This is a genomic window from Bradyrhizobium sp. CCGUVB23 (assembly GCF_024199885.1).
Classification (GTDB): domain Bacteria; phylum Pseudomonadota; class Alphaproteobacteria; order Rhizobiales; family Xanthobacteraceae; genus Bradyrhizobium.
The window spans coordinates 5034447-5055130 of record NZ_JANADQ010000001.1 but is presented as its reverse complement, the minus strand read 5'-3'; the positions used below and the strand labels follow the sequence as shown (position 1 = coordinate 5055130).

16 protein-coding genes, 2 pseudogenes and 1 other annotated feature are annotated in these 20684 nt (G+C 59.0%); of the genes and pseudogenes, 11 read left to right on the top strand and 7 right to left on the bottom strand.

Annotated elements, in window-relative coordinates; all coding sequences use genetic code 11:
- Positions 1 to 214: 214 nt before the first annotated feature.
- Together NLN62_RS23335 and NLN62_RS23330 are read right to left on the bottom strand one after the other, a co-directional pair.
- Positions 215 to 1447, bottom strand: a pseudogene (locus NLN62_RS23335) (IS3 family transposase).
- Positions 1047 to 1163 (bottom strand) — a sequence feature (AL1L pseudoknot). (Overlaps the previous pseudogene by 117 nt.)
- A gap of 97 nt (positions 1448 to 1544) precedes the next feature.
- Positions 1545 to 2078 carry a M20/M25/M40 family metallo-hydrolase gene (locus NLN62_RS23330; protein ID WP_254110357.1) on the bottom strand — a complete coding sequence of 178 codons (534 nt, stop codon included), beginning with the start codon at positions 2076 to 2078 and terminating at the stop codon, positions 1545 to 1547.
- Positions 2079 to 2984: 906 nt separating this feature from the next.
- On the opposite strand from NLN62_RS23330, the gene NLN62_RS23325 reads away from it, so the two are divergent.
- The gene (locus tag NLN62_RS23325; RefSeq protein WP_305728043.1) at positions 2985 to 3899 is read left to right on the top strand and encodes a YopJ family acetyltransferase; all 915 of its coding nucleotides are present in this window, start codon (positions 2985 to 2987) and stop codon (positions 3897 to 3899) included.
- A 39-nt stretch (positions 3900 to 3938) separates the two neighbouring features.
- Here NLN62_RS23325 and NLN62_RS23320 read toward each other — a convergent pair.
- The 3 genes and pseudogenes from NLN62_RS23320 to NLN62_RS23310 all read right to left on the bottom strand — a co-directional run.
- Positions 3939 to 4108, bottom strand: a pseudogene (locus NLN62_RS23320) (IS630 family transposase); the annotation flags it as partial.
- Positions 4109 to 4497: 389 nt separating this feature from the next.
- The gene (locus NLN62_RS23315) at positions 4498 to 4878 is read right to left on the bottom strand and encodes a DoxX family protein (protein WP_254110356.1); all 381 of its coding nucleotides are present in this window, start codon (positions 4876 to 4878) and stop codon (positions 4498 to 4500) included.
- A 98-nt stretch (positions 4879 to 4976) separates the two neighbouring features.
- Positions 4977 to 5726 carry an SDR family oxidoreductase gene (locus NLN62_RS23310; protein ID WP_254110355.1) on the bottom strand — a complete coding sequence of 250 codons (750 nt, stop codon included), beginning with the start codon at positions 5724 to 5726 and terminating at the stop codon, positions 4977 to 4979.
- Between the two features lie 1048 nt (positions 5727 to 6774).
- On the opposite strand from NLN62_RS23310, the gene NLN62_RS23305 reads away from it, so the two are divergent.
- Positions 6775 to 7062, top strand: coding sequence for a hypothetical protein (locus tag NLN62_RS23305; protein ID WP_254110354.1), 288 nt, complete (start codon positions 6775 to 6777; stop codon positions 7060 to 7062).
- 2 nt (positions 7063 to 7064) lie between these two features.
- On the opposite strand, the gene ggt is transcribed toward NLN62_RS23305, so the two are convergent.
- The gene (gene ggt, locus NLN62_RS23300) at positions 7065 to 8600 is read right to left on the bottom strand and encodes a gamma-glutamyltransferase (protein ID WP_254110353.1); all 1536 of its coding nucleotides are present in this window, start codon (positions 8598 to 8600) and stop codon (positions 7065 to 7067) included.
- A 567-nt stretch (positions 8601 to 9167) separates the two neighbouring features.
- Entirely contained in the window at positions 9168 to 9668 is a 501-nt protein-coding gene (locus NLN62_RS23295; protein WP_254110352.1) for an Lrp/AsnC family transcriptional regulator, read from the bottom strand.
- A gap of 337 nt (positions 9669 to 10005) precedes the next feature.
- Between NLN62_RS23295 and NLN62_RS23290 the strand changes: the two genes are divergently transcribed.
- From NLN62_RS23290 to mdcA, 9 genes are all read left to right on the top strand, one after another.
- Positions 10006 to 11442: a M20 family metallopeptidase gene (locus NLN62_RS23290; protein WP_254110351.1), complete on the top strand. Its 1437-nt coding sequence runs from the start codon at positions 10006 to 10008 to the stop codon at positions 11440 to 11442.
- Between the two features lie 194 nt (positions 11443 to 11636).
- Entirely contained in the window at positions 11637 to 12650 is a 1014-nt protein-coding gene (locus tag NLN62_RS23285) for an amino acid ABC transporter substrate-binding protein (protein WP_371933134.1), read from the top strand.
- Positions 12651 to 12762: 112 nt separating this feature from the next.
- Entirely contained in the window at positions 12763 to 13962 is a 1200-nt protein-coding gene (locus NLN62_RS23280; RefSeq protein WP_254110349.1) for an amino acid ABC transporter permease, read from the top strand.
- A 2-nt stretch (positions 13963 to 13964) separates the two neighbouring features.
- A complete protein-coding gene (locus NLN62_RS23275; protein ID WP_254110348.1) occupies positions 13965 to 15104 on the top strand; it encodes an amino acid ABC transporter permease in 1140 nt (379 codons plus the stop codon).
- Between the two features lie 54 nt (positions 15105 to 15158).
- Positions 15159 to 15959 (top strand): amino acid ABC transporter ATP-binding protein, encoded by an 801-nt coding sequence (locus NLN62_RS23270; protein WP_254110347.1) that lies wholly within the window; start codon positions 15159 to 15161, stop codon positions 15957 to 15959.
- Between the two features lie 290 nt (positions 15960 to 16249).
- Positions 16250 to 17299, top strand: coding sequence for an amino acid ABC transporter substrate-binding protein (locus NLN62_RS23265; RefSeq protein WP_371933133.1), 1050 nt, complete (start codon positions 16250 to 16252; stop codon positions 17297 to 17299).
- Positions 17300 to 17336: 37 nt separating this feature from the next.
- Entirely contained in the window at positions 17337 to 18494 is a 1158-nt protein-coding gene (locus NLN62_RS23260) for a M20 aminoacylase family protein (RefSeq protein ID WP_254110345.1), read from the top strand.
- A gap of 329 nt (positions 18495 to 18823) precedes the next feature.
- The gene (locus NLN62_RS23255) at positions 18824 to 19036 is read left to right on the top strand and encodes a hypothetical protein (protein ID WP_254110344.1); all 213 of its coding nucleotides are present in this window, start codon (positions 18824 to 18826) and stop codon (positions 19034 to 19036) included.
- Positions 19033 to 20679 (top strand): malonate decarboxylase subunit alpha, encoded by a 1647-nt coding sequence (gene mdcA / locus NLN62_RS23250; protein WP_254110343.1) that lies wholly within the window; start codon positions 19033 to 19035, stop codon positions 20677 to 20679. The genes NLN62_RS23255 and mdcA overlap by 4 nt, the downstream gene beginning before the upstream one ends.
- Positions 20680 to 20684: the final 5 nt, after the last annotated feature.

Sequence of the window (20684 nt, the reverse complement as noted above, 5' to 3'; positions counted from 1 at the left end):
TTCAAGAGCAATAAAATCTTCGACAAGCTGACAGTCGGCAGGACAACGCGGTATCCGCTCCTAATTATCCCTTTACTCCAGAACCGCCTCTCCAGGCCGCCAGTTACACCCCGCCGTTGCAGACGTATCAATGCGATCTCGGACATTTCGACCAATAGTGGGCAGCGCATCGTTATGAACCGCCCCGGGTTTGCCGGAGGCCATTTGGTTTAAGTTACGCCGCCATGGCGGGTTGTTCCAGCATGGCGTAGTAGCGTTGCTCGGCTTCGGCCGGCGGTATGTTGCCGATGGGCTCCAGAAGCCTTCGGTTGTTGAACCAATCGACCCATTCCAGGGTCGCGAACTCGGCCGCCTCGAAGCTGCGCCACGGCCCGCGTCGGTGGATCACCTCAGCCTTGTAGAGACCGTTGATGGTTTCGGCGAGGGCGTTGTCATAGGAATCTCCGACACTGCCGACCGAAGGCTCCACGCCGGCTTCGGCCAGGCGCTCGGTGTATTTGATCGAGACGTATTGGGCGGACCCTGTCGCTGTGGTGCACGAGCCCGCCGCGGTGGACCGGCCGTCGATCATGCAGGGCCTGCTCCAACGCATCGAGCACGAAGCCTGCGTGCGCCGTACGCGAAGCCCGCCAGCCCACGATCCTGCGGGCATAGGCGTCGATGACGAAGGCGACGTAAACGAAGCCGGTCCAGGTCGCGACATAGGTGAAGTCGGAGAGCCACAGGACGTTCGGCCTCGGCGCCTTGAACTGGCGGTTGACGTGATCCAGCGGGCATGGCGCGGCCTTGTCGCTGGCCGTGGTTTTGACGGGCTTGCCGCGGACGACCCCTTGCAGGCCCAAGTCCCGCATCAGCCGCGACACTGTGCAACGGGCAACATCGAAGCCTTCGCGCTTGAGCTGGCGCCAGACCTTGCGCACGCCATAGACGGAGAAGTTCTGATCGAACACTCGCCGAACCTCGATCTTCAGGGCTGCATCCTGCCTGGCGCGGGCCGACAGCCTGGCCGGATCGCGCCGCTTGGCGACATGGGCGTGGTAGGTCGAGGGGGCGATCGGCAAGACCTTGCAGATCGGCTCGACCCCATGCGCCCCACGATGATCGTCGATGAAGGCGATCATGGCTTGGACCGGCGGTCGAGCTCCGCCATCGCAAAATACGCGCTTGCCTTGCGCAGGATCTCGTTGGCCTGCCGAAGCTCGCGGTTCTCCCGTTCGAGGGCCTTCAGCTTCTCGGCCATGTCGGTCGGAGCGCCGGCCCGCTGCCCGCTGTCGATCTCGGCCTTCCTGACCCAGTCATGCAGCGTCTGCGGCGTGCAGCCAATCTTGGCGGCAATCGATGTCACCGCCGCCCAGCGAGAGGGGTGCTCGTTCGCGTGATCCAGAACCATCCGTACCGCTCGGGCCCGGACCTCGGGTGAAAACTTGTTCGTCGTCTTGCTCGTCATGGCTCCATCCTCTCAGGAGTTGGAGCCTCCGGCAAACCCGGCGCGGTTCATTACGATCTTGATCGAGGCCTACGACGTGGATGTCCTCGCCACCGCACTATCTCTGGAGGCGTTCCGACGTCGGCGCGCTCGCGGGCCGAAGCATGTATGCCATGGCGCTTCCCACCAGTGCGCGCACGCCAACCCGCAAGGCGGTTTCATCGATGGCGAACTCCGGTGCATGATAGGGAGCTCCAGCACGATCTGAAAAGGGCGAGGCGTTCAATATCCAGAACACCACCGGAATGTTCCGTCCAAACGAGCCGAAATCTTCGGAGCCCATGGTAGGACGAATCTCGCTGGTCTTGCCGGGACCTGTTGCCGCTTCGAGCGCCGGGATCACAGCCTTGGTTGCGGCAGGATCGCTCACCAGAACCTCGTAGCCAGAGCTACTCTCGATGGTCACCTCGGCAGTGACTCCATAGCTCTCGGCAATCCTTTGGGCCTTAAGACGAACGCTCTCCTGAGCAATCTTTCGATTTCCTATCAAAAGCGAGCGGATGGTACCCGCGATCTCCGCAGTCTCCGGCAGGATATTGAAGCGATTCCCGCCCTGTAGTTGGCCTACCGTCACCACAATCGGTCCATCCAACGGGTTGGTCTGATTGCTGACGATATTTTGCAGGCCAAGGTGATCTCAGCGTCGGCTAGTACCGCGTCACAGAGGTTTTGACACTTTGAGCTCGGCCTGATTTGGCGATAGGTTTTGGGTAGGTACGGCCCATTTTGTTCGCGGGCTTTCTCGGTTGTGAACATCTATTTTGTCCGGGGCGCGTTCCGCTATGGCGCAACTCTTAGGATGAGAGCGTGTCACCTTGATCGTCGCCGTCCACAATGCGTTGATCGAGGGTATTTGCGGACCAGAAACGCAGATCTCATTCTCCACGATGAGATCCAGCTGGCGCGCTTGGGGCCGTAGTGGAACGAGACCTTCACCCTGTGCCAAAGGCTGTTCACATCCAAGATCACGAACACGCTCGCGGTGCCCTTGTGCCGGTACCCACAGTCGTAGTGCTCGGTCTGCCCCGATTTGGGTCTGATCGGCAGGCGCACTTTGCCGATCAGTAAGCATGAACTCCAATCGAGGGGAGCGTCACTTCTGCAATAACCGCTACTTTCTGCCCCCGTCAGCTTCTCGAAAGCTAACCATCGTAGTTTGAGAATGTTGGATCTCTCGGTGGCGATACTGCCTTGAGCATCATGCAACAGCTCGAACGGATATTCATCCGAGCTACGTCAAACAGCTCGGAATAGTTTGTTTTTCGCGGGTCAGATGAGGATAGAAATGGGCGGCTGCATCTCTCGGCTGAGCGGAAGTCATGACACCTCTCAGCACGATCAATACGTTCAGGAGACCGAATTTGCCGCTCACGTCCGGTCCTTACGGCCAAGCCAGTCTCGATCCATTCAACGCCAGTCGCCAGGGTCATCTCGCCCCACCGACGACGTGACGACATCGAGCGCTGACGAGGCCCCACGCATTGGCGAGAAGCTCCAATTGCTCTCCCAAACGCTGCAGCGTGCGAGGCAAGCGCAACTTTCATCTGGACTGATGGAATACGGTCAGCAGGTCGCTTCCTATTTGTCTGCCAACAAACAGCCTGACGACCAACTCCTGTCGTTGGACATTGACAATTTTCATCAATTGGCGGCCAGCTATAACCAACGCTCCTCGGACCTTAACCTTAGGCACATAGATTCGCCCGCCCAGTTTCTCGCTGCGCTGGTCCACCAGTCCTCAGATTGCGCCTGGCGCGCTGTCGTGCGACTGAAGGACGGTGAAATGCACCACGTTTCCGCCGATGTTCGGATGCGTGCGGGTGCAGCTCCGACCATCATCGTGATGGAGCCAGCCAACCTTTATACGTTCATAACTTTCTATTTTGGACTGCGGCAGCAATCGATACAACAGCTTGGAACGGAGCCGAAGTGGGCCTTTATCGATGTCGGTGCCCAGAAGTCTGCTGCAGACTGCGTAATGTTTAGTATGCAGTTTGCGCTAGCCGCATACAGGCATGCGCAAACCTTCGACCAGTGGCATGACAACCTTTATCGGCATGGAACGATAGCGGACAATAGTGGCGACCGCAGCGCCTACATGCCTTCGCCCGACGCCATGCTGGAGTATGCCCAAATCAACCTATTCCACGGGGAGAGGTTTCTTCCGGCATTGTTTTATAAGCACTCGCACTCCAGCGGAGCAATTGAAGACGTCGCAGCTCATCAACCCCGCATTAAAGAAATAGACTTGAGCACTAGCAGGCGAGCCCCAAAAACGGAGCCATTGAGCGAACGCCTCGAAGCCTTTGCCGTTAGACGGGACTCCCACCGGTATAGCGCATCTATAGAGACGTCGAGAGCAACAAAAATCCGCACCGCGTTGGACGGGATGCTGCCCGATAGCCCAACATAGGCCGCGGGGAATTACTCTCGATAGGTCGGCGCTGGAGAACTCGTTCTCGGCTGGGCAGGGGCTCACCGTCTCGCACGACAGGATCTCATGCGCGGTCAGTTTGACCATTTGCCTGCCAGCAGTTCCGACGGGAGCGGCCGGCTTGGAGGATTCGAGCAGGCGTTTGTCACCAGCAGCGCTTCTTCCTTGCCCGTGAGACCCCCGGGCCGAAAGCGAGATGCAGGACTATACTATTTTCGCGTCAGCCCCCTTGGTTCACCAAGTCAGCCCCCTTGGTTCACCAAATGGTGCTGATGCTGGAACGAACTGGCGTCATCAGAAGGCAGCCGAGGACAGCTCGCAGCATCGAGGCCCTCATTGATTCCAAAAGCCTCCTGGAGCCAATCTGACTGCCCTGGACGCAACCCGTCAAAATCACTGTGCAGAGCCACTAGGTGGTCGTTGGCGCAAAGGAGTGTCATTCGCCTGCAATATTGCAGGCGAATGACATTCTGTGTTTTCACGCGGCTGTCAGACTTGGTTTCAGCCGCCGTCAACGCAGAGTTCGGTGCCTGTTAGACAGGACGAGTCATCGACGGTCAGGGATCGTTCTCTCCGATCAGCTCGCCTTCGAGCGGAGAGCGCTCCTTTGTAGATATATGATCCCAAAAAGGATCAGGCCGAAGACGATTGGATGAATCCAGTCGTGATCAAAGACCGTCAACTGCAGGACGAAGGCTGCGATATCGATCGGCACCAGCAGCAGTAGGGCGGCCCACGGAGAGAAACGCGGCACTAGAACACCAACCCCACCGATAACCTCCAAAGCCCCAGTGAAATACATAAACCAGAGGCCCAGGCCCAGATGGTTGAAATCTTCAATCATCATGGGCGTTGCCACCAGTTTCATCGCACCGGTAGCAATGAAAACAAAGGCCATGAGGCCACGCAGAACCCAAAGACTGGTTTTCCCGGGTTTCAGCACAGAGTCTTCAGACATACGATCACACGCCTATTCTAATGAGCGATGGTCAAATCCATTCCGCAAGGTCATCAGCCTAGAGCGGATGACCTTGTCATGCTTGGTCGCAGGAACTATCAGACTTGGTTCCAGCCGCCGTCGACGCAGAGTTCGCTGCCTGTCAGATAGGATGAGTCATCGGAGGCCAGGAACAGGACGGCCTTTGCGATCTCATCGACGGTGCCGCTGCGGTGCATCGGAATTTGGGCATGCACTTGGGTCTTGGTCTGCTGGATCATCTCCTCACTCACACCCGATTTGCGCGCTTGGTCAGTGTCGATGTAGCCGGGCGCCATGGCGTTCACTCGTATGCCCTTATCGATGAGTTCCGCCGTGAGCGAGCGTGCCAGCGAGCGAACGGCAGCTTTGCCCGCCGAATAGACGCTGACATAGGGCATGCCCTTCGTGCTCAGGGTCGTGGTGTTGAGGACGATCGAGCCGCCGGACGTCATGAGCGGCAGGAGCTTCTGGACCGTGAAGTACGTTCCCTTGAAGGTACAGGCGATCGTGAAATCGAATTCTTCCTCCGACATATGTTCAAACATGTTCGGTCGCGCCGCACCGGCGTTCGCGAAGATGATGTCGACACGGCCGTGCTTTCTCTCGACAAACGCACGCAGTGCTTCAATGTCCGCCATCTTCGAAATATCGCAGCCGATCGCGTCGGCGCCGTTTCCGATGCCCTGCGCCGCGGCATCGAGCCTCGCCTGATCGCGCCCGGTGATGATGACCTTCGCGCGCTCGCGTGCGAACAGCTTGGCTGTCGCCAGTCCCATTCCATCGCTGCCGCCGGTGATGACAGCGACCTTACCGCCTAGTTTTCCCATATTTCGTCTCCTATTTCGTCCTTTGGCGTGCCCGATGTGAACTGCACCATTTATGGAGCTTGATTTGTTTTCCTACATTTCTGGCGCTCCTTTTGCCTTGGACAGACAGAATAGCAATCGCCTAATTTCCTATGTCGGCATACAGAAATGGATGGCGTGGACCAACCCGATCTGGTCGAGCCGGCGCGAGCAGCAGCTTTTGCTCGTTCTAAAGGTTGCGAAGTGATCGAGGCCGAGCGTGTGACACCGAATCGCAGATCGGCGCCAGAATTCGGCATGTTCTCTTGTGAACGCGCAGCAATTCTGCGTGGCCGGGCAGCATTGGTCCTACGTCCGTAGCTCACGATCAAATAGTTAGCGCTTCACCGACAGCGATCGCTTGCCGAGAAGCCGTGGCAACGGTGGCCTACCTCGCGACAGATGACTTGGAAGCCATGAACAAGCTGATGTGTCCTGATACGCAAACGATCTCGTCCGCTCTATTTTCACCCCTCAAAAATACCACCTTTCGCGCAATCTGGCTCGCTTTCGCTCCGCGATCATGTCGCGCGAAAGCATGGCCGCGTCGATATCCTCTTTGCAAATGCCGGAAGCGTTTTTTAGGCCTCATGCGCGAGCGCCCTCGCGTCCGGAGTCGCATCGGCGCTCGCCGGCGGCCCCTGTTGCGCAACCTTCAAGATACTTCGCGCTGGAGATGATCGAGCCGACGAAAGACCCAATGGTCCGACGCCTTCACCGTGGAGGGGTCTTGGTCGCGAGAATGGGCGGCTAGGGGGCGAGCTCTTTTTGCTTCAGCATTTTCGCCTTGTCGGTCCCGAGCCAGCTGCGAGTTCACCGATATCCTCGGACCGGGCAGCGAGCCGTTCCAGTCCCATCCGGACTGGAAGCGCGCCCCTGCGAGGCCCCGAGCGCTGTATCCAAGAGGCGCAGTCCGAATGCTGGTCAAGGGCGCACTATAATCCATGAGAATACACCTACAAAAATATCGACTTTGATACGCATAGGAGACTCCAATAACTCGATCAGAAAATAAAGAATGGAGAGGAACTTGGCCGACAAGATTGGGAAAAGCATGCTTGCTATATTGGCAGCTTCGGCGTTTTGGCTCGCATTACCAGAGACAGTTAACGCGGCATCGCTCCGGGTTGGGGTAAGCGCCGCTGATATCGCAACGCTCGATCCTGCGAGGGCGAGCAACACCCAGGACATGACGATCGTGCTTCGATCTCCGCGCCGCCTCGCAGGCGCGCTTTTGCAAAACCTATCCAGCTTCACGCCTCAGTTGGCTCGACCAATCCTGCTTGATCAGCAGTGTAAGAAGATGTTCGACATCTGATCTCAATAACCAAGGGCGATGCCATCCCGACGGGGATCAGCTCCACCTCTAAGAAGTCCACGTTTACGGTCGACCCATATCGCCTGGGCAGTTCCGAGTGGATTTGTTGCTCGCGTCGGGAGATGTCCTAAGGCACGAAGCCCTTCGACGACCTTAGTCGGAACGGTCGCTTCGACGTCCAGTACGTCGCCGCGTGCGAAGATGCGCGGTTGATCGATCGCTTGCTGCACCGACATTTCGTAATCGAGTAGATTCGACAGGATTTGGACCTGTCCAATCGGTTGGAAATGCCCCCCTGTCACGCCGAACGACAGCACGCATTCGCCGTCCTGCGTCAGCATCGCAGGCAGGATGGTGTGCATTGGTCGCTTGCCACCAGCAAGCACGTTGGGATGGCCGGGCTCGAGCACAAAGCCGAAGCCGCGGTTGTGCAGCAGGACCCCACATTCGGGTGCCACGATGCCGCTGCCGAAATCATCGAAGATCGAGTTGATAAACGAAACCGCGGTGCGATCTTTATCAACGACGGACAGGAACACCGTGTCTTTGTGCTCCGGCATCGCGATTGGCGTGACGTCGGCCAGCCGCCCGCTCAACGATATCCGGCGAGCGAGGATGTCGGCACGGGCTGACGAGGTCATGCGCTCGACCGGCACACGCCCGGTATCGGGATCGCCGACAAAGACGTCGCGCTCCGCATAGCTAATACGTGCGATCTCGGCCAGGAGATGATAGCGCTCCACCGATATGGGAGCAAAGTCGGCGAGATTGTAACGGTCGAGCAGAGTTGCCATGGCCAAAGCGGCAACGCCTGAGCCGTTTGGTGGACATTCCCACAACTCAAAACCTCGGTAGGACGCTGATATTGGCTTCTCGTATCGCGGCCGAAACGCTGCGAAGTCCTCGACGGTATGAAAACCACCGAGCGAGCGCAGAACCTTTACGATGCTCTCCGCAATCCATCCCTCGTAAAACACGTCGGGCCCCTTTGCGGCGACATCCCGAAGGGTGCGGGCCAGCATAGGCTGCGTGTGCAAATCGCCGGGGGCCGGCGTTTCGCCGTGGGGGAGAAAGACCGCAGTCGTAGCAGCCAGACGAGAGAGCTTCGGCATCTGCCCCGCCCAGTCCCTCGCCAGCCGCTCAGCGACAGGATAGCCATTTTCCGCAGCGGCGATGGCAGGTGAAAGGAGACGCGCGAGATCAAGCGTTCCGTGATCCTCTGCCAACCGGGCCCACGTTCGCACGGCACCTGGAACAGTAACCGCGTGCGCACTCTCGGGGTCGAGCGTCGTTACACCGGCTTCTGCGAGCCGTTCGACACTCGCGGCCGACGGCGCCGCTCCGGATCCGTTGAGCGCGATGATCGGTTGCCCTTCCCGCTTCAGCAGAACAAAGCAATCCCCACCCACGCCGGTCTGAGTTGGCTCAATGACAGCAAGCATAGCTCCGGCCGCCACGGCTGCATCTATGGCGTTGCCGCCTTCGCGCAGCACGTCGATTGCGGCCAGCGTGGCCAGCGGGTGCGGGGTCGCGGCCATTCCGTTGACGCCGAATGCTTCGGATCGTCCTGGAGACTGGAAATCTCTCATGTCAGTACCGGCACCGTACGTTAGAAATTTGGCCGATCTCACCCCCCCTCGGATCTCAGCTCCGATTCGAATGATCTCGCGCGGCCGCGGGTTAAGAAAAACGCCGGGGCATGAGCCCCGGCAAGTTTGGGAGATAGGGAATCGAACACAGGTAGAAAACTGAGCTTAGGCCCTATCAATATTGCGTTTGACGGCGAGAAACGCGTCTAAATGCTCTCCCATTTTGCAAGAATGTTGCAGGTTGGGGCCGCAAGTCACAAAGCCGCCTTGCGAGATGCCGTTCTGTAAGGGAGACGGGTGCGCAAACTCCGTCGTCCGCAGCGGTTACGATCGACATCTCGATGGCCATGGGTGAGTCTCGCTTTTCCCCAGCATCGGCAGGGAGATTCTGAGGAGATCTCGTCTTCGCGGACGGCACAAGCTGTCGCCATACGATCTGGGACGGAGCCGCCGGGAAGCCGTTCACGTCGCGCGCGTCCTCGCGACGGCGCTAGACGATTGATCGAAGCGCGCAACCTATTTGTTCGTTTTCTCGGTGGGCAACTTTAGGCCCATTGACGCCTTGACGCGATCCATGACCACCATCGTCTTGAAATGTTTGACGTTGTGATTCTCGAAAAACAAACGCTTGGTAAGCTCTTCGTAATCTCGCATCGAAGCAATGGTGATCACCAACACGAAATCCATGTCGCCAGTAATGTAGTAGCATTGCTGGACTTCCGGGGTGGCAATGAACGCCTTCTTGGCAGCCTCGAGTAGATCAAGACGCTCGCTCTCGATGTGGACTTCCACGAGGAGCGTGATCGGTAGACCCACGGTCTCCGGATCGAGGATGGCGACGTTGCTTTCGATGACACCGCCCTTCTGAAGCCTGCTGATCCGGCGTTGAACGGCCGCAGCGGACAGATTGACCATGTCTCCGACAGTGCGTTGCGGAGTCGTGTTGTCGCGCTGAAGAATTTCGAGGATTGCTAGATCATATTGATCGAGGTCGTCCACCCCGAGCTTCTTCGGCATCAACGCCTCCATCGTCCAGTAAGCCTCTCAAGCTAAAAGCTTTTTTGAGCCCGCGCGCAATATCTTTTCGACGAGAATCCCCGCATCTCGCCGCTCTCCTTTCGTCGACGACCCCGACCCGAGCTTGCGGCGCTCCCCGCGAAATGGCGCTCCGGGCGGTTTCGAGTGAACCACCACAATTCGTTCGGCCAATGCCGAGAAAACGAGGGAAGATTGCATTCGGCAGCTTGAATCCGAGCGCACAACTCGGCGACGCCGCAATACTGATCATATCCGAATAAGCACATTCTTAAAGCACAAGAACCGCGGCACAGGGAGCGGCGGCGTGGGAGTTCTGATGTCTAACGTTGCACACCCGACCATGAGGGAAGATGCGATCGCCGCCGCGCGAAGCTATGTCGTGGACGGCGGCTTCACGGCCGAGATGGCCCCTCGCATTGCAATCCGCAGCGAAAGCCCGCGCCAGGATAGCCGCGACGACAACCTTCACTACTTGAACAAGGAAATGCGTCCGCTTCTAGAGCGGATGGGGTTTTCATGCCAGGTCATCGAGAACCCGGTCGAGCGACGTCTACCGGCTATGTATTCCGAGCGGATCGAAGATCCGAGTCGCCCTACCATTCTGATCTACGGCCACGGCGACGTTCTGTGGGGCATGGCTGGCGATTGGAAGGACGGCCGCGATCCCTGGGTACTGGACGAAGCCGGTGGTCGCATCTACGGCCGGGGCACGGCGGACAACAAGGGACAGCACTCAATCAACCTGGCTGCCTTGCGCATCGTGCTGGAACGACGCGGCCAACTGGGCTTCAACACCAAAGTGCTCATCGAAATGGGCGAAGAGACCGGCTCGCTCGGGCTGGCCGAACTCGCAAGAAACCATCGCGATCTGCTCAGGTCGGACTGTCTCATTGCTTCCGATGGCCCCCGCTTGACCGCAGGCGCGCCGACCCTGTTTCTCGGCGGTCGAGGCAGCGTTGGCTTTCGTCTCGCCTGCGAGATCCGCGACGGAGCATATCACTCCGGAAACTGGGGTGGCCTGCTCGTGAATCCCGGCATCAGGCTTGCGCATGCGATTGCCACCATTACCGATCCGACCGGCCGCATCGCGATTCCGGAATGGACTCCGGACGGCATGCCGCCCGAGGTCCGCACAGCCCTGAAAAAGATCGTCCTCGAAACCGGCCCCGATGACCCGGAGATCGACGATAACTGGGGTGAGCCGGGATTGGAGGGCGCGGAACAGGTCTATGGCTGGTGCAATTTCGAGGTCCTGGCCTTCCTTTGCGGCCGGCCTGATGCCCCCGTCAATGCCGTGCCGGGGAACGCTCAAGCAACATGTCAACTGCGCTACGTCGTTGGCGTCGATCCGGAGAAAGTGCTTCCCGCGTTGCGCGCGCATCTGGATGCGCGAGGTTTCTCCGACGTGAAATTCGAGGAAATCAAAGAAGACTTCTACCTTGCGACCCGGACCGACCTCGACAACGGTTGGGTTCAATTCGCTCTCTCGTCGATGGAAACGACGCTCGGTCGTGAAGCATCTTTGCTGCCCAACTTCGGCGGATCGCTGCCAAACGAAGTCTTTGCCGAGATCATCGGCATGCCGACCCTCTGGATCCCGCACTCCTATCCTTCCTGCTCTCAGCACGCACCGGACGAGCACATGCTCGTCACCGTGGTGGAAGAAGGAATGCAGATCATGACCGGTCTGTTCTGGGACCTCGGAGAGGCTCGATTGCAAGACGGGCACCCCGTAGCGTCGGCGAGTGCCTGACGCCAGCTGGTCCTCGCCAAGCTTCGTAGAACAAACGGTGATGCCGCAAGGCGTCGCCCAAGACAATAAAAGCAAAACATCATCCAAAACAGGAAGGGACGACCATGGTGACTTTAGGATATGCTCACGCGCGAGCTGGCAGGCCGCGTTCCAAACTCGCGGTCGCGCTTAGTGCTGTTGCCCTGGCAGCAGCGATGGTAATCGCCCCGCTTTGCGCCCGAGCCCAAGCCCAGAGCGGTCAGAGTACCCCTCCTTCAGACAAGGTCGACACGCTCGGAGCCATCAAGGCACGCGGATACCTGATCTGCGGAGTGGCAGGCGATCGGCCGGGCTTCAGCTTCCCGGACAGCAAAGGCGTGATGCAAGGACTGGATGCGGACATCTGCCGCTCGGTCGCGGCCGCGATCTTCGGCGACCCGGAGAAGATTCGCTTCACCTCCCTCACCAGCTTGACACGCTTCCCTGCACTACAATCAGGCGAAGTCGACATGTTGGCTCGCTTCACCACGTGGACACTCACTCGCGAAGCCAGCCTAGGTCTAGACGTTGCCTCGGTCTATTTCTATGACGGCCAGGGGTTCATGGCAAAGAAGAGCCTCGGCGTAAAAGGCGCGCTGGAGCTCGACGGTGCGACCGTCTGCGTGACGCAGGGCACGACAAGCGAAGCCAACATGGTCGACTTCTTCCGCGCCCACAATCTCGGACTGAAGCCTGTCGTCATCGAAAAGATCGAACAGGTTCGCGATGCGTTGGCAAACAACCGATGTGACGCCTATACGAACGATGCCTCGCAACTCGGCTCCCTGAAACTTGCAATGGGACCGGCCGGCGACGAATACATTCTTCTTCCCGAGATCATTTCAAAGGAACCGCTGGGAATCTTCGTGCGCAAAGGCGACCAGCGCTTCTTCGACATAGTTCGCTGGACTTACATCGCCATGCTGACCGCCGAGGAGCTCGGTATCGCCAAAAGCAATATCGACACCTTCCGGAAGACGCGCGATCCGCAAAATCAACGCTTCATGGGCGAGACCGGCGATCTGGGCGCCGCCCTTGGCCTGGATGCGCAATGGGCCGTCAATGTGATCAAGGCAGTCGGAAATACTGCCGAGTTGTGGGACCGCACCATCGCCGGTCTGGGCATTCAGCGTGGCGTGAACCGCCTCATGAAGGATGGTGGCATTCAATACGCTCCCCCGATGCGTTGATACAGGCGCGTCAGCGGAGACGAGAGAAACGGCCTTCCGGCGGCCCCTCGCCTTCTCCTGCGGAGACACGTCACCATTCTGTCCCACTTATCGAAGTTTGCGGTGGAGCAACATGTCGGCACTCGACGACGGCATACAAACGCACAATCGGCAGCCAACAACGTTGGGTACGCTTGCCTCGAACGTCGCTGTCCGTAGATTTGTTTGGCAAGCGCTCGCAGCGCTTGCCTTGTTTGGAGGCGTCTTCTGGCTCGCAGGCAACCTCCATCACAATCTCGCAGCGCGCAACATCTCCTCGGGCTTCGGCTTCCTTACTCGTGAAGCGGGCCTGCCTATTGCGGAACACTTGATCTCTTACACGCCGGCAGACAGCTATTTCCGCGCGCTTCTCGTAGGGACGCTGAATACGCTGTGGGTCGCGTCCTGGGCTATCATTCTTGGGACCATTCTCGGCACCGCCATCGGCATCGCGCGCACTTCGAAGAATTGGCTGCTCGCCAAGCTTGCTTCCATTTACGTCGATTTATTCCGCGACGTCCCGCTCCTGCTACAGCTCTTTCTTTGGTACACTATCCTCCAGAAATTGCCGCCGGTGCGGCAAGCTCTAAATCCCGTCGTCGGTGTTTTTCTGTCGAATCGTGGATTGAGTTTCCCCATTCTCGATTGGCAAACCGCGCATAGTTGGACGCTGCTCGCCTTTGTGCTTGGCCTAGTGGCAACGACGCTGTACGCGAAGAGAGCGTCGCGCAGGCAACTGGAGGACGGCCGCGCAAGGTCGCTCTGGCCCGTAGCCACGCTCCTTCTGGTCGTCATCCCCCTTGTCGCGGCATTCGCGCTCGGCGCATCCGTAGACATCGACATGCCGCAGCCGAAGGGTTTCAACATTCGCGGCGGCGTCACCGTATCTCCCGAATTCTTCGCACTTCTTGTAGGTCTCGTCGTCTACAATGCCGCCTTCATCGCCGAAATCGTTCGATCGGGCCTCGAATCGGTGGGTCGTGGGCAGCACGAAGCCGCGCGCGCCCTGGGGCTCCATCCGAAAAACATTCTGACGTGGATCGTATTTCCGCAGGCGTTGCGCGTCATCGTGCCTCCGTTGACCAGCCAATATCTAAATGTCACCAAAGGCTCCTCCCTCGCCGTCGCGATCGGTTACCAGGACATTGTGTCCGTCGCGACGACCTCGATGAATCAAACGGGTCAGTCCATCGAGCTCGTGGGCATCATCATGGCGGTCTATTTGACGATCAGCCTATCGATCAGTCTTCTGATGAACATCTACAACGCCCGCGTGGCCCTGGTGGAGCGCTGATTATGGCCGCTTTCGTTGAACACATCGTCAATCCGACCCTCATTGAAGCGCGCGAACGCCCGGAATTGATCGGTGGCGGGTTCTTCGCTTGGGCGCGGGAGAATCTCTTCTACTCCTGGCTTTCCTCGCTCACGACATTGATCTTGCTCGCGGTCATGGCGAAGGTAGGCCTCTCGCTGTTCCAATGGGCTTTCGTGAATGCCGTCTGGCAGGTTCCATCCGGTCCACAGGGTCCCATCACGGATAGCTGTAGAGCGCTAGGAAGCGGGGCTTGCTGGGCAGTCATCGGGGAGAAGTACCGCTTCATCCTTTTCGGCATATATCCGTTCGAGCAGCAATGGCGACCAACGGTCGTTATTGCACTCTTCGTTGGATTGTTCGTCGTGTCAGCGATGAAGCGGTTCTGGCGCATCGAACTTGCAGCAGTGTGGGTGCTTACGCTCCTCCTGATTGGACTTCTCATGTGGGGCGGCATTTTCGGGCTCACATTCGTTTCCCAGGTGAACTGGGGCGGCCTGGCACTCACTCTTATCATTGCGACTATCGGGGTGGCGATCGCGTTTCCGTTGTCAGTCTTCGTAGCGCTCGGCCGACGCTCGGACCTTCCGTTCATCAAATGGCTCTGCGTGGCCTATGTCGAAGTCATTCGCGGCGTCCCCCTGATTACCCTCCTTTTCATGGCGAGCGTAATGTTTCCGCTGTTGATGCCCGAAGGCGTCAATCTCGACAAACTACTTCGAGCCCAGATCGCCATCATCCTGTTCTTTGCCGCCTATCTCGCGGAAGTCGTGCGCGGCGGCCTACAAGCGCTTCCGAAGGGGCAGTACGAGGCTGCGTACGTGTTGGGGCTTTCCTATTGGCAGACTTCAAGACGGATCGTGCTTCCGCAGGCCTTGCGGACCGTCATTCCGCCGCTCGTAAACAACTTCATCGGGTTCTTTAAGGACACCTCGCTGGTCCTGGTCATCGGTCTATACGATCTTCTGCACTCGGCGCAGGTCGCCGTCGCCGAGCCAGTCTGGCAAGGATTCGGAGTAGAAACCTACATCTTTGCCGGCCTGATCTACTTCGCCTTCTGCTTCGCAATGTCGAGATACAGCCAATGGCTGGAAATCGGCCTCAATATGCATAGACACCGCTAATCGTTAATCACCCCGGGCGAGTTCTTGAACCGCCCCTCCTGCGAGAGACTCCAGATGACTCGAAAGGGACTTAAAGTGATCGAGCCAGCGATCGCCGAGACTAGTTCGCCAACAAAGGCGACTGCCGTTTCGATACAGAAGGTCAACAAGTGGTACGGCAGCTTGCACGTACTTCGCGACGTCGATCTGGACGTGGCAGCCGGCGAACGGGTCGTGATCTGCGGGCCTTCGGGCTCGGGCAAGTCCACGCTTATCCGCTGTATCAACAATCTCGAGGAACATCAGCAGGGTAAGATCTTCGTGGACGGCATACAGGTCGACAACGATGTCGCTCATCTGGATGCCATTCGACGGGAAGTCGGGATGGTATTCCAAAGCTTCAATTTATTCCCGCACCTGACAGTTCTCGAAAACTGCACACTCGCACCTATGCTCGTGCGCGGCATCGCTCGTGTAGACGCCGATGCACAAGCTAGAGCCTACCTGGAGCGCGTCCGCATTCCCGATCAAGCCAATAAGTTCCCGGGACAACTTTCGGGCGGACAGCAACAGCGCGTCGCCATCGCCCGCGCCCTATGCATGAAGCCTAAGATCATGCTGTTCGACGAACCAACGTCGGCTCTCGATCCGGAGATGGTCAAAGAGGTGCTCGATACGATGGTTTCGCTCGCCAGGGATGGCATGACGATGATTTGCGTCACCCATGAGATGGGATTTGCTCGCGAAGTAGCCGATCGCGTCGTGTTCATGGACCACGGCCAGATCGTCGAATCTGGAAGTCCGCAGGCGGTGTTTGGCCAACCAAAGACCGATCGGCTCAAGCTATTCTTAGGTCAAGTTCTTAGAGAGCACTGATCTTCCGATGTGCCAACTCGGGAAATACCGAACCGACGGATTTGATTGACACAACGGGAGGCCGCGGCTCGCCGAGGGGCTGGTCCCGGAGGCGGCTCTATGGATGGATGGCAATGACTCTTGCGATTGACGCAACTCGCCTGATCGAGCGCATCCTAGCCAGCGCAGATCCCGTCCTAAGATGAAGAGACCGAGAAGGATCAACGCGAGCAACCACACTGCCTTTGAAGGAGGCCTGCACTATGAGACATTCGGATTTGTACTGTTCGACGCTCGCGAAACGCCACGACGTGTTGCGCCGGGCCCTGCGCACGACGATCTGCGCAGCAGCGTTCGCGATCGCGCCGTTGGCCGCTCAAGCTCAGGCACAGAACTCACCCGCAGCAGCCGGTACAGTAGACACGCTCGGTGCCATCAAGGCCCGCGGATATCTGATCTGTGGCATCTCGGGGGACAAGCCCGGATTTAGTTTCGCCGACAGCAAGGGCGTCATGCAGGGGATCGATGTTGACCTCTGCCGTTCTGTCGCAGCCGCAATCTTCGGCGATCCCGCGAAGGCACGCTTCACCTCTTTGACTAGTCTTACGCGCTTCCCCGCACTGCAATCTGGCGAAGTCGACCTCATCGCGCGATATACGACCTGGACTCTCACCCGTGAGGCCAGTCTCGGTCTGGAGGTCGCTGCCGTCTACTTCTATGACGGTCAAGGTTTTCTCGTAAAGAAAAGCCTTGGTGCAAAAAGTGCGCTGGATCTCAACGGCGCATCCGTCTGTGTCGAGCCCGGCTCGACCGGCGAGGTGAATCTCGTCGATTATTTTCGAGCCAATAAGCTTGAACTAAAACCTGTTGTCATTGAGAAGCTAGAACAGATCCGCGACGCGCTCATGAGCGACCGCTGCGACGCCTACACGAATGACAGTGCGCAACTGGGTTCGTTCAAGGCGACGCTGGGTCCCGCGGGCGACAACTATGTCGTGCTACCCGAAATCATCTCGAAAGAGCCTCTCGGAATCTTCGTCCGCAAAGGTGACCAACGCTTTTTCGACATCGTCCGCTGGACGCATGTCGCGCTGCTCACCGCCGAGGAGTTCGGCATTACCCAATCAAATATAGAAACGTTCCGTAAGAGCGCCAATCCCCAAATTCAGCGTTTCATGGGCGAGACGAACAATCTCGGTGCGGCTTTGGGCCTGGACACCCAGTGGGCTGTGAACGCAGTTAAGGCGGTCGGCAACTCCGCCGAGATCTGGGATCGCAATATTGTACCGCTGGGCATTCCCCGCGGCATCAACCGCCTCGTGAAAGATGGCGGCGCGCACTACGCCCCACCGATGCGTTGATCGCAGCGAGACACGCACTTTCCAAGGAGACACGCCAATGACCGACTTTGCGACCCTGGACCGTGAAATGACGGAGTGGAGACGCGATCTCCATCGGCATCCAGAATTCGGGTTCGAGGAGCGCCGCACTGCAGCCTTCGTGGCAGCAAAACTCCGCGAATTTGGTTTGGACGACGTTACTGAGGGGGTCGGCGGCACGGGAGTGGTTGGCACGCTGAGGCGCGGAACGGGCAATCGCTGCATCGCGCTGCGCGCCGACATGGACGCACTACGCATCTCTGAACAAGGAGAGATTGGCCATCGATCACTCAATCCCGGTGTTATGCATGCGTGCGGGCATGATGGTCATACCGCGATGCTTCTTGGGGCCGCCAAGCTTCTGTCCGAGGAAGGTGGGTTCGATGGCACCGTGCGTTTTGTCTTCCAACCCGCCGAGGAATGGGGCCGAGGGGCACTCGCAATGCTCGACAATGGTTTGATGGAACGGTTTCCGTTTGAGGAAATTTATGGCCTCCATAACATGCCAGGTCTTGCGGTCGGGCACGTGCAAACCCGTGTTGGGCCCATTATGTCGGCAGAGGACAACTTCGAAATTGTACTGAAGGGCATCGGCGGCCACGCCGCCCGTCCTCATCAAGGCAAGGAGACCCTTGTGGCCGCCTGCGCGACCGTCATGAATATTCAGTCGATAGTGTCTCGGCGGCTGAGCCCGACCGATATCGGTGTTGTCTCGGTGACCGAGCTCATTACCGACGGTACCCGGAACGCGCTACCAGGACTGGCACGAATCCTGGGCGATGCACGCAGCTTCCGCCCCGAAGTCAGCGCGGAGATCGAGACCCAGATGCGTGTGATTGCTGAAGGAACCGCCCGCACCTACAATCTTGCCGTCGAGGTTACATATACGCGCGAGTTTGTGCCGCTCCTGAACGACCCTGCCCTCGTCGAGGAAGCGTTTGCCGCCGCACACACCGTCACTCCGCCAGAGAATGTCGCGACCGCACGTGAACCTATGACTGGATCGGAAGACTTCGCACGGTTTCTGGCGCACGTGCCGGGCTGCTTTCTATTCGTAGGCAATGGCACGAACTCTGCTCCCTTGCACAACCCAAGCTACGACTTCAACGACGAGGGGCTTCTTACCGGCACCAAGCTCCATGTCGCAATCACACGGCGTCGACTACCAGCAACATAACGCTGAGCTGCAACCTGCCTCGATCAGTCTTTGATGAACACTTATAACGCCCGCGTGGCGCTGGTGGAGCGCCGACCACGTTCGCTTCCGTTGCCGACCGCGTCGTGTTCATGGACCACGGGCAGGTCGTCGAGTCGGACAGCCCGCAGTCCGTGTTCCGTCAGCCAAAGACGGCGCCTAAAGCTGTTTTTTGGGCAAGTTTTCCGAGAGCATTGACCTTCTACTGGGGCAAGCCGAGGCATAACGAACAACCAGATCGGGCTATCAAACATAGGGCACAGCGGCTGAAGAGCCCGGCGCCTAGGGGCAACCTCCAAGGATAGATGCCAATGATTCTTGCGATTGACGCAGCTCGCCTCATCGGGCGCATGAAGGAACTGGGTGCGACCGGCCGAGACGAAGCCGGGCGTCTTAGCCGCCTTGCCGGTACCGATGCCGATCGCGCGGGGCGAGACCTTCGTTGTGGTCAGATCCAGATGGCGGACTTGCGCATCGAAAGCGACCGAATTGACAACATTTGCGGAGCGTGGAACCCGAAATGAGCGATTGGGGTATGCAAAAGGCCGCACTTGGGGAGCGCCTCGCGGCCGGCCATCAGCACGCCAGGGGGAAGGTCGTCCCGATCCCCAGCCTCCCCGCATTTCTGAAGGCGGTGATCCGGTCGGGCGACCGGGTGTGCCTGGAGGGCGATAATCAGAAGCAGGCCGACATCCTCGCCGCAGCGCTCGCGAACCTCGACCCCCGGGATGTCCATGATCTGCACATGGTCCAGTCCGGCGTGGTCCTGCCCTCACATCTCGATATCTTCGAGAAGGGCATCGCGCGGCGGCTCGACTTCTCCTATTCAGGCCCGCAGTCGGCGCGCATCGCGCGCATGCTGTTCGGCCGTAAGATCGAACTCGGGGCCGTGCACACATACCTCGAGCTGTTCGCCCGCTATTTCATCGATCTCACGCCGAACGTCGCACTCATCGCGGCGGTGAGCGCCGACAAGGACGGCAACCTCTATACGGGGCCGAATACCGAAGACACGCCGACCGTCGTCGAGGCGACGAGCTACAAGAACGGCCTCGTCGTGGCGCAGGTCACCGAAGTCGTCGACAAGGTGCCGCGCGTCGACATCCCCGGCGATCTCGTGCATTTCGTGGTCGAAGCCGGCAGGCCCTTCTATGTCGAGCCACTCTTCACCCGCGACCCTGCCGCTATCACGGAGACCCAGATCCTGACGGCGATGCTCGCCATCAAGGGCATCTACGCGCCCTACGGCGTGCGCAGGCTCAATCATGGCATCGGCTTCAACACCGCCGCGATCGAACTCCTGCTGCCGACCTATGGCGAGAAGCTCGGCCTCAAGGGCAAGGTCTGCACCCACTTCGCGCTCAATCCGCATCCAACCCTCATTCCGGCGATCGAATCCGGCTGGGTTGACCAGATCCACTGCTTTGGATCGGAAGTCGGCATGGAGGACTACGTCGCCGCGCGCTCCGACATCTTCTTCACAGGGCCCGACGGGTCGCTGCGATCAAACCGCGCCTTCTGCCAGACGGCTGGACTCTATGCCTGCGACATGTTCATCGGATCGACGCTCCAGATCGATCTCGAAGGCCACAGCTCGACGGTGACGACTAGCCGCATTGCCGGGTTTGGCGGCGCGCCCAACATGGGATCCGATCCACGCGGCCGCCGCCACCCAAGCGAACCCTGGCTCAAGGCCGGCGCCGAGGCTGCGCCCGACGAAAACGCCGCGCTTCGCCGCGGCCGCAAGCTGGTGGTGCAAATCGGCGAGACCTTTGGCGAGCGCAACGCCCCGCTCTTCGTCGAACGGCTCGATGCGCTCGATCTGGCGTGCGAGCTCGATCTCGATCTGGCTCCGGTGATGGTCTACTCCGACGACGTCACCCACATCGTCACCGAGGAAGGCATCGCCAACCTCCTGATGTGCCGGACCAAGGACGAGCGCGAGCAGGCAATCCGCGGTATTGCCGGATACACGGACATCGGGCGGGCCCGCGATCCCAAGCTGGTCGGGCAGCTGAGGCAGCGCGGCGTGATCCGGCGACCCGAAGATCTCGGCATCGATCCGCTCGATGCCGATCGCCGCCTGCTGGCGGCGCGCTCGATCAAGGATCTCATGCTGGCATCCGGCGGCCTTTACCGTCCGCCCAGCCGCTTCCGCAACTGGTGAGGAGT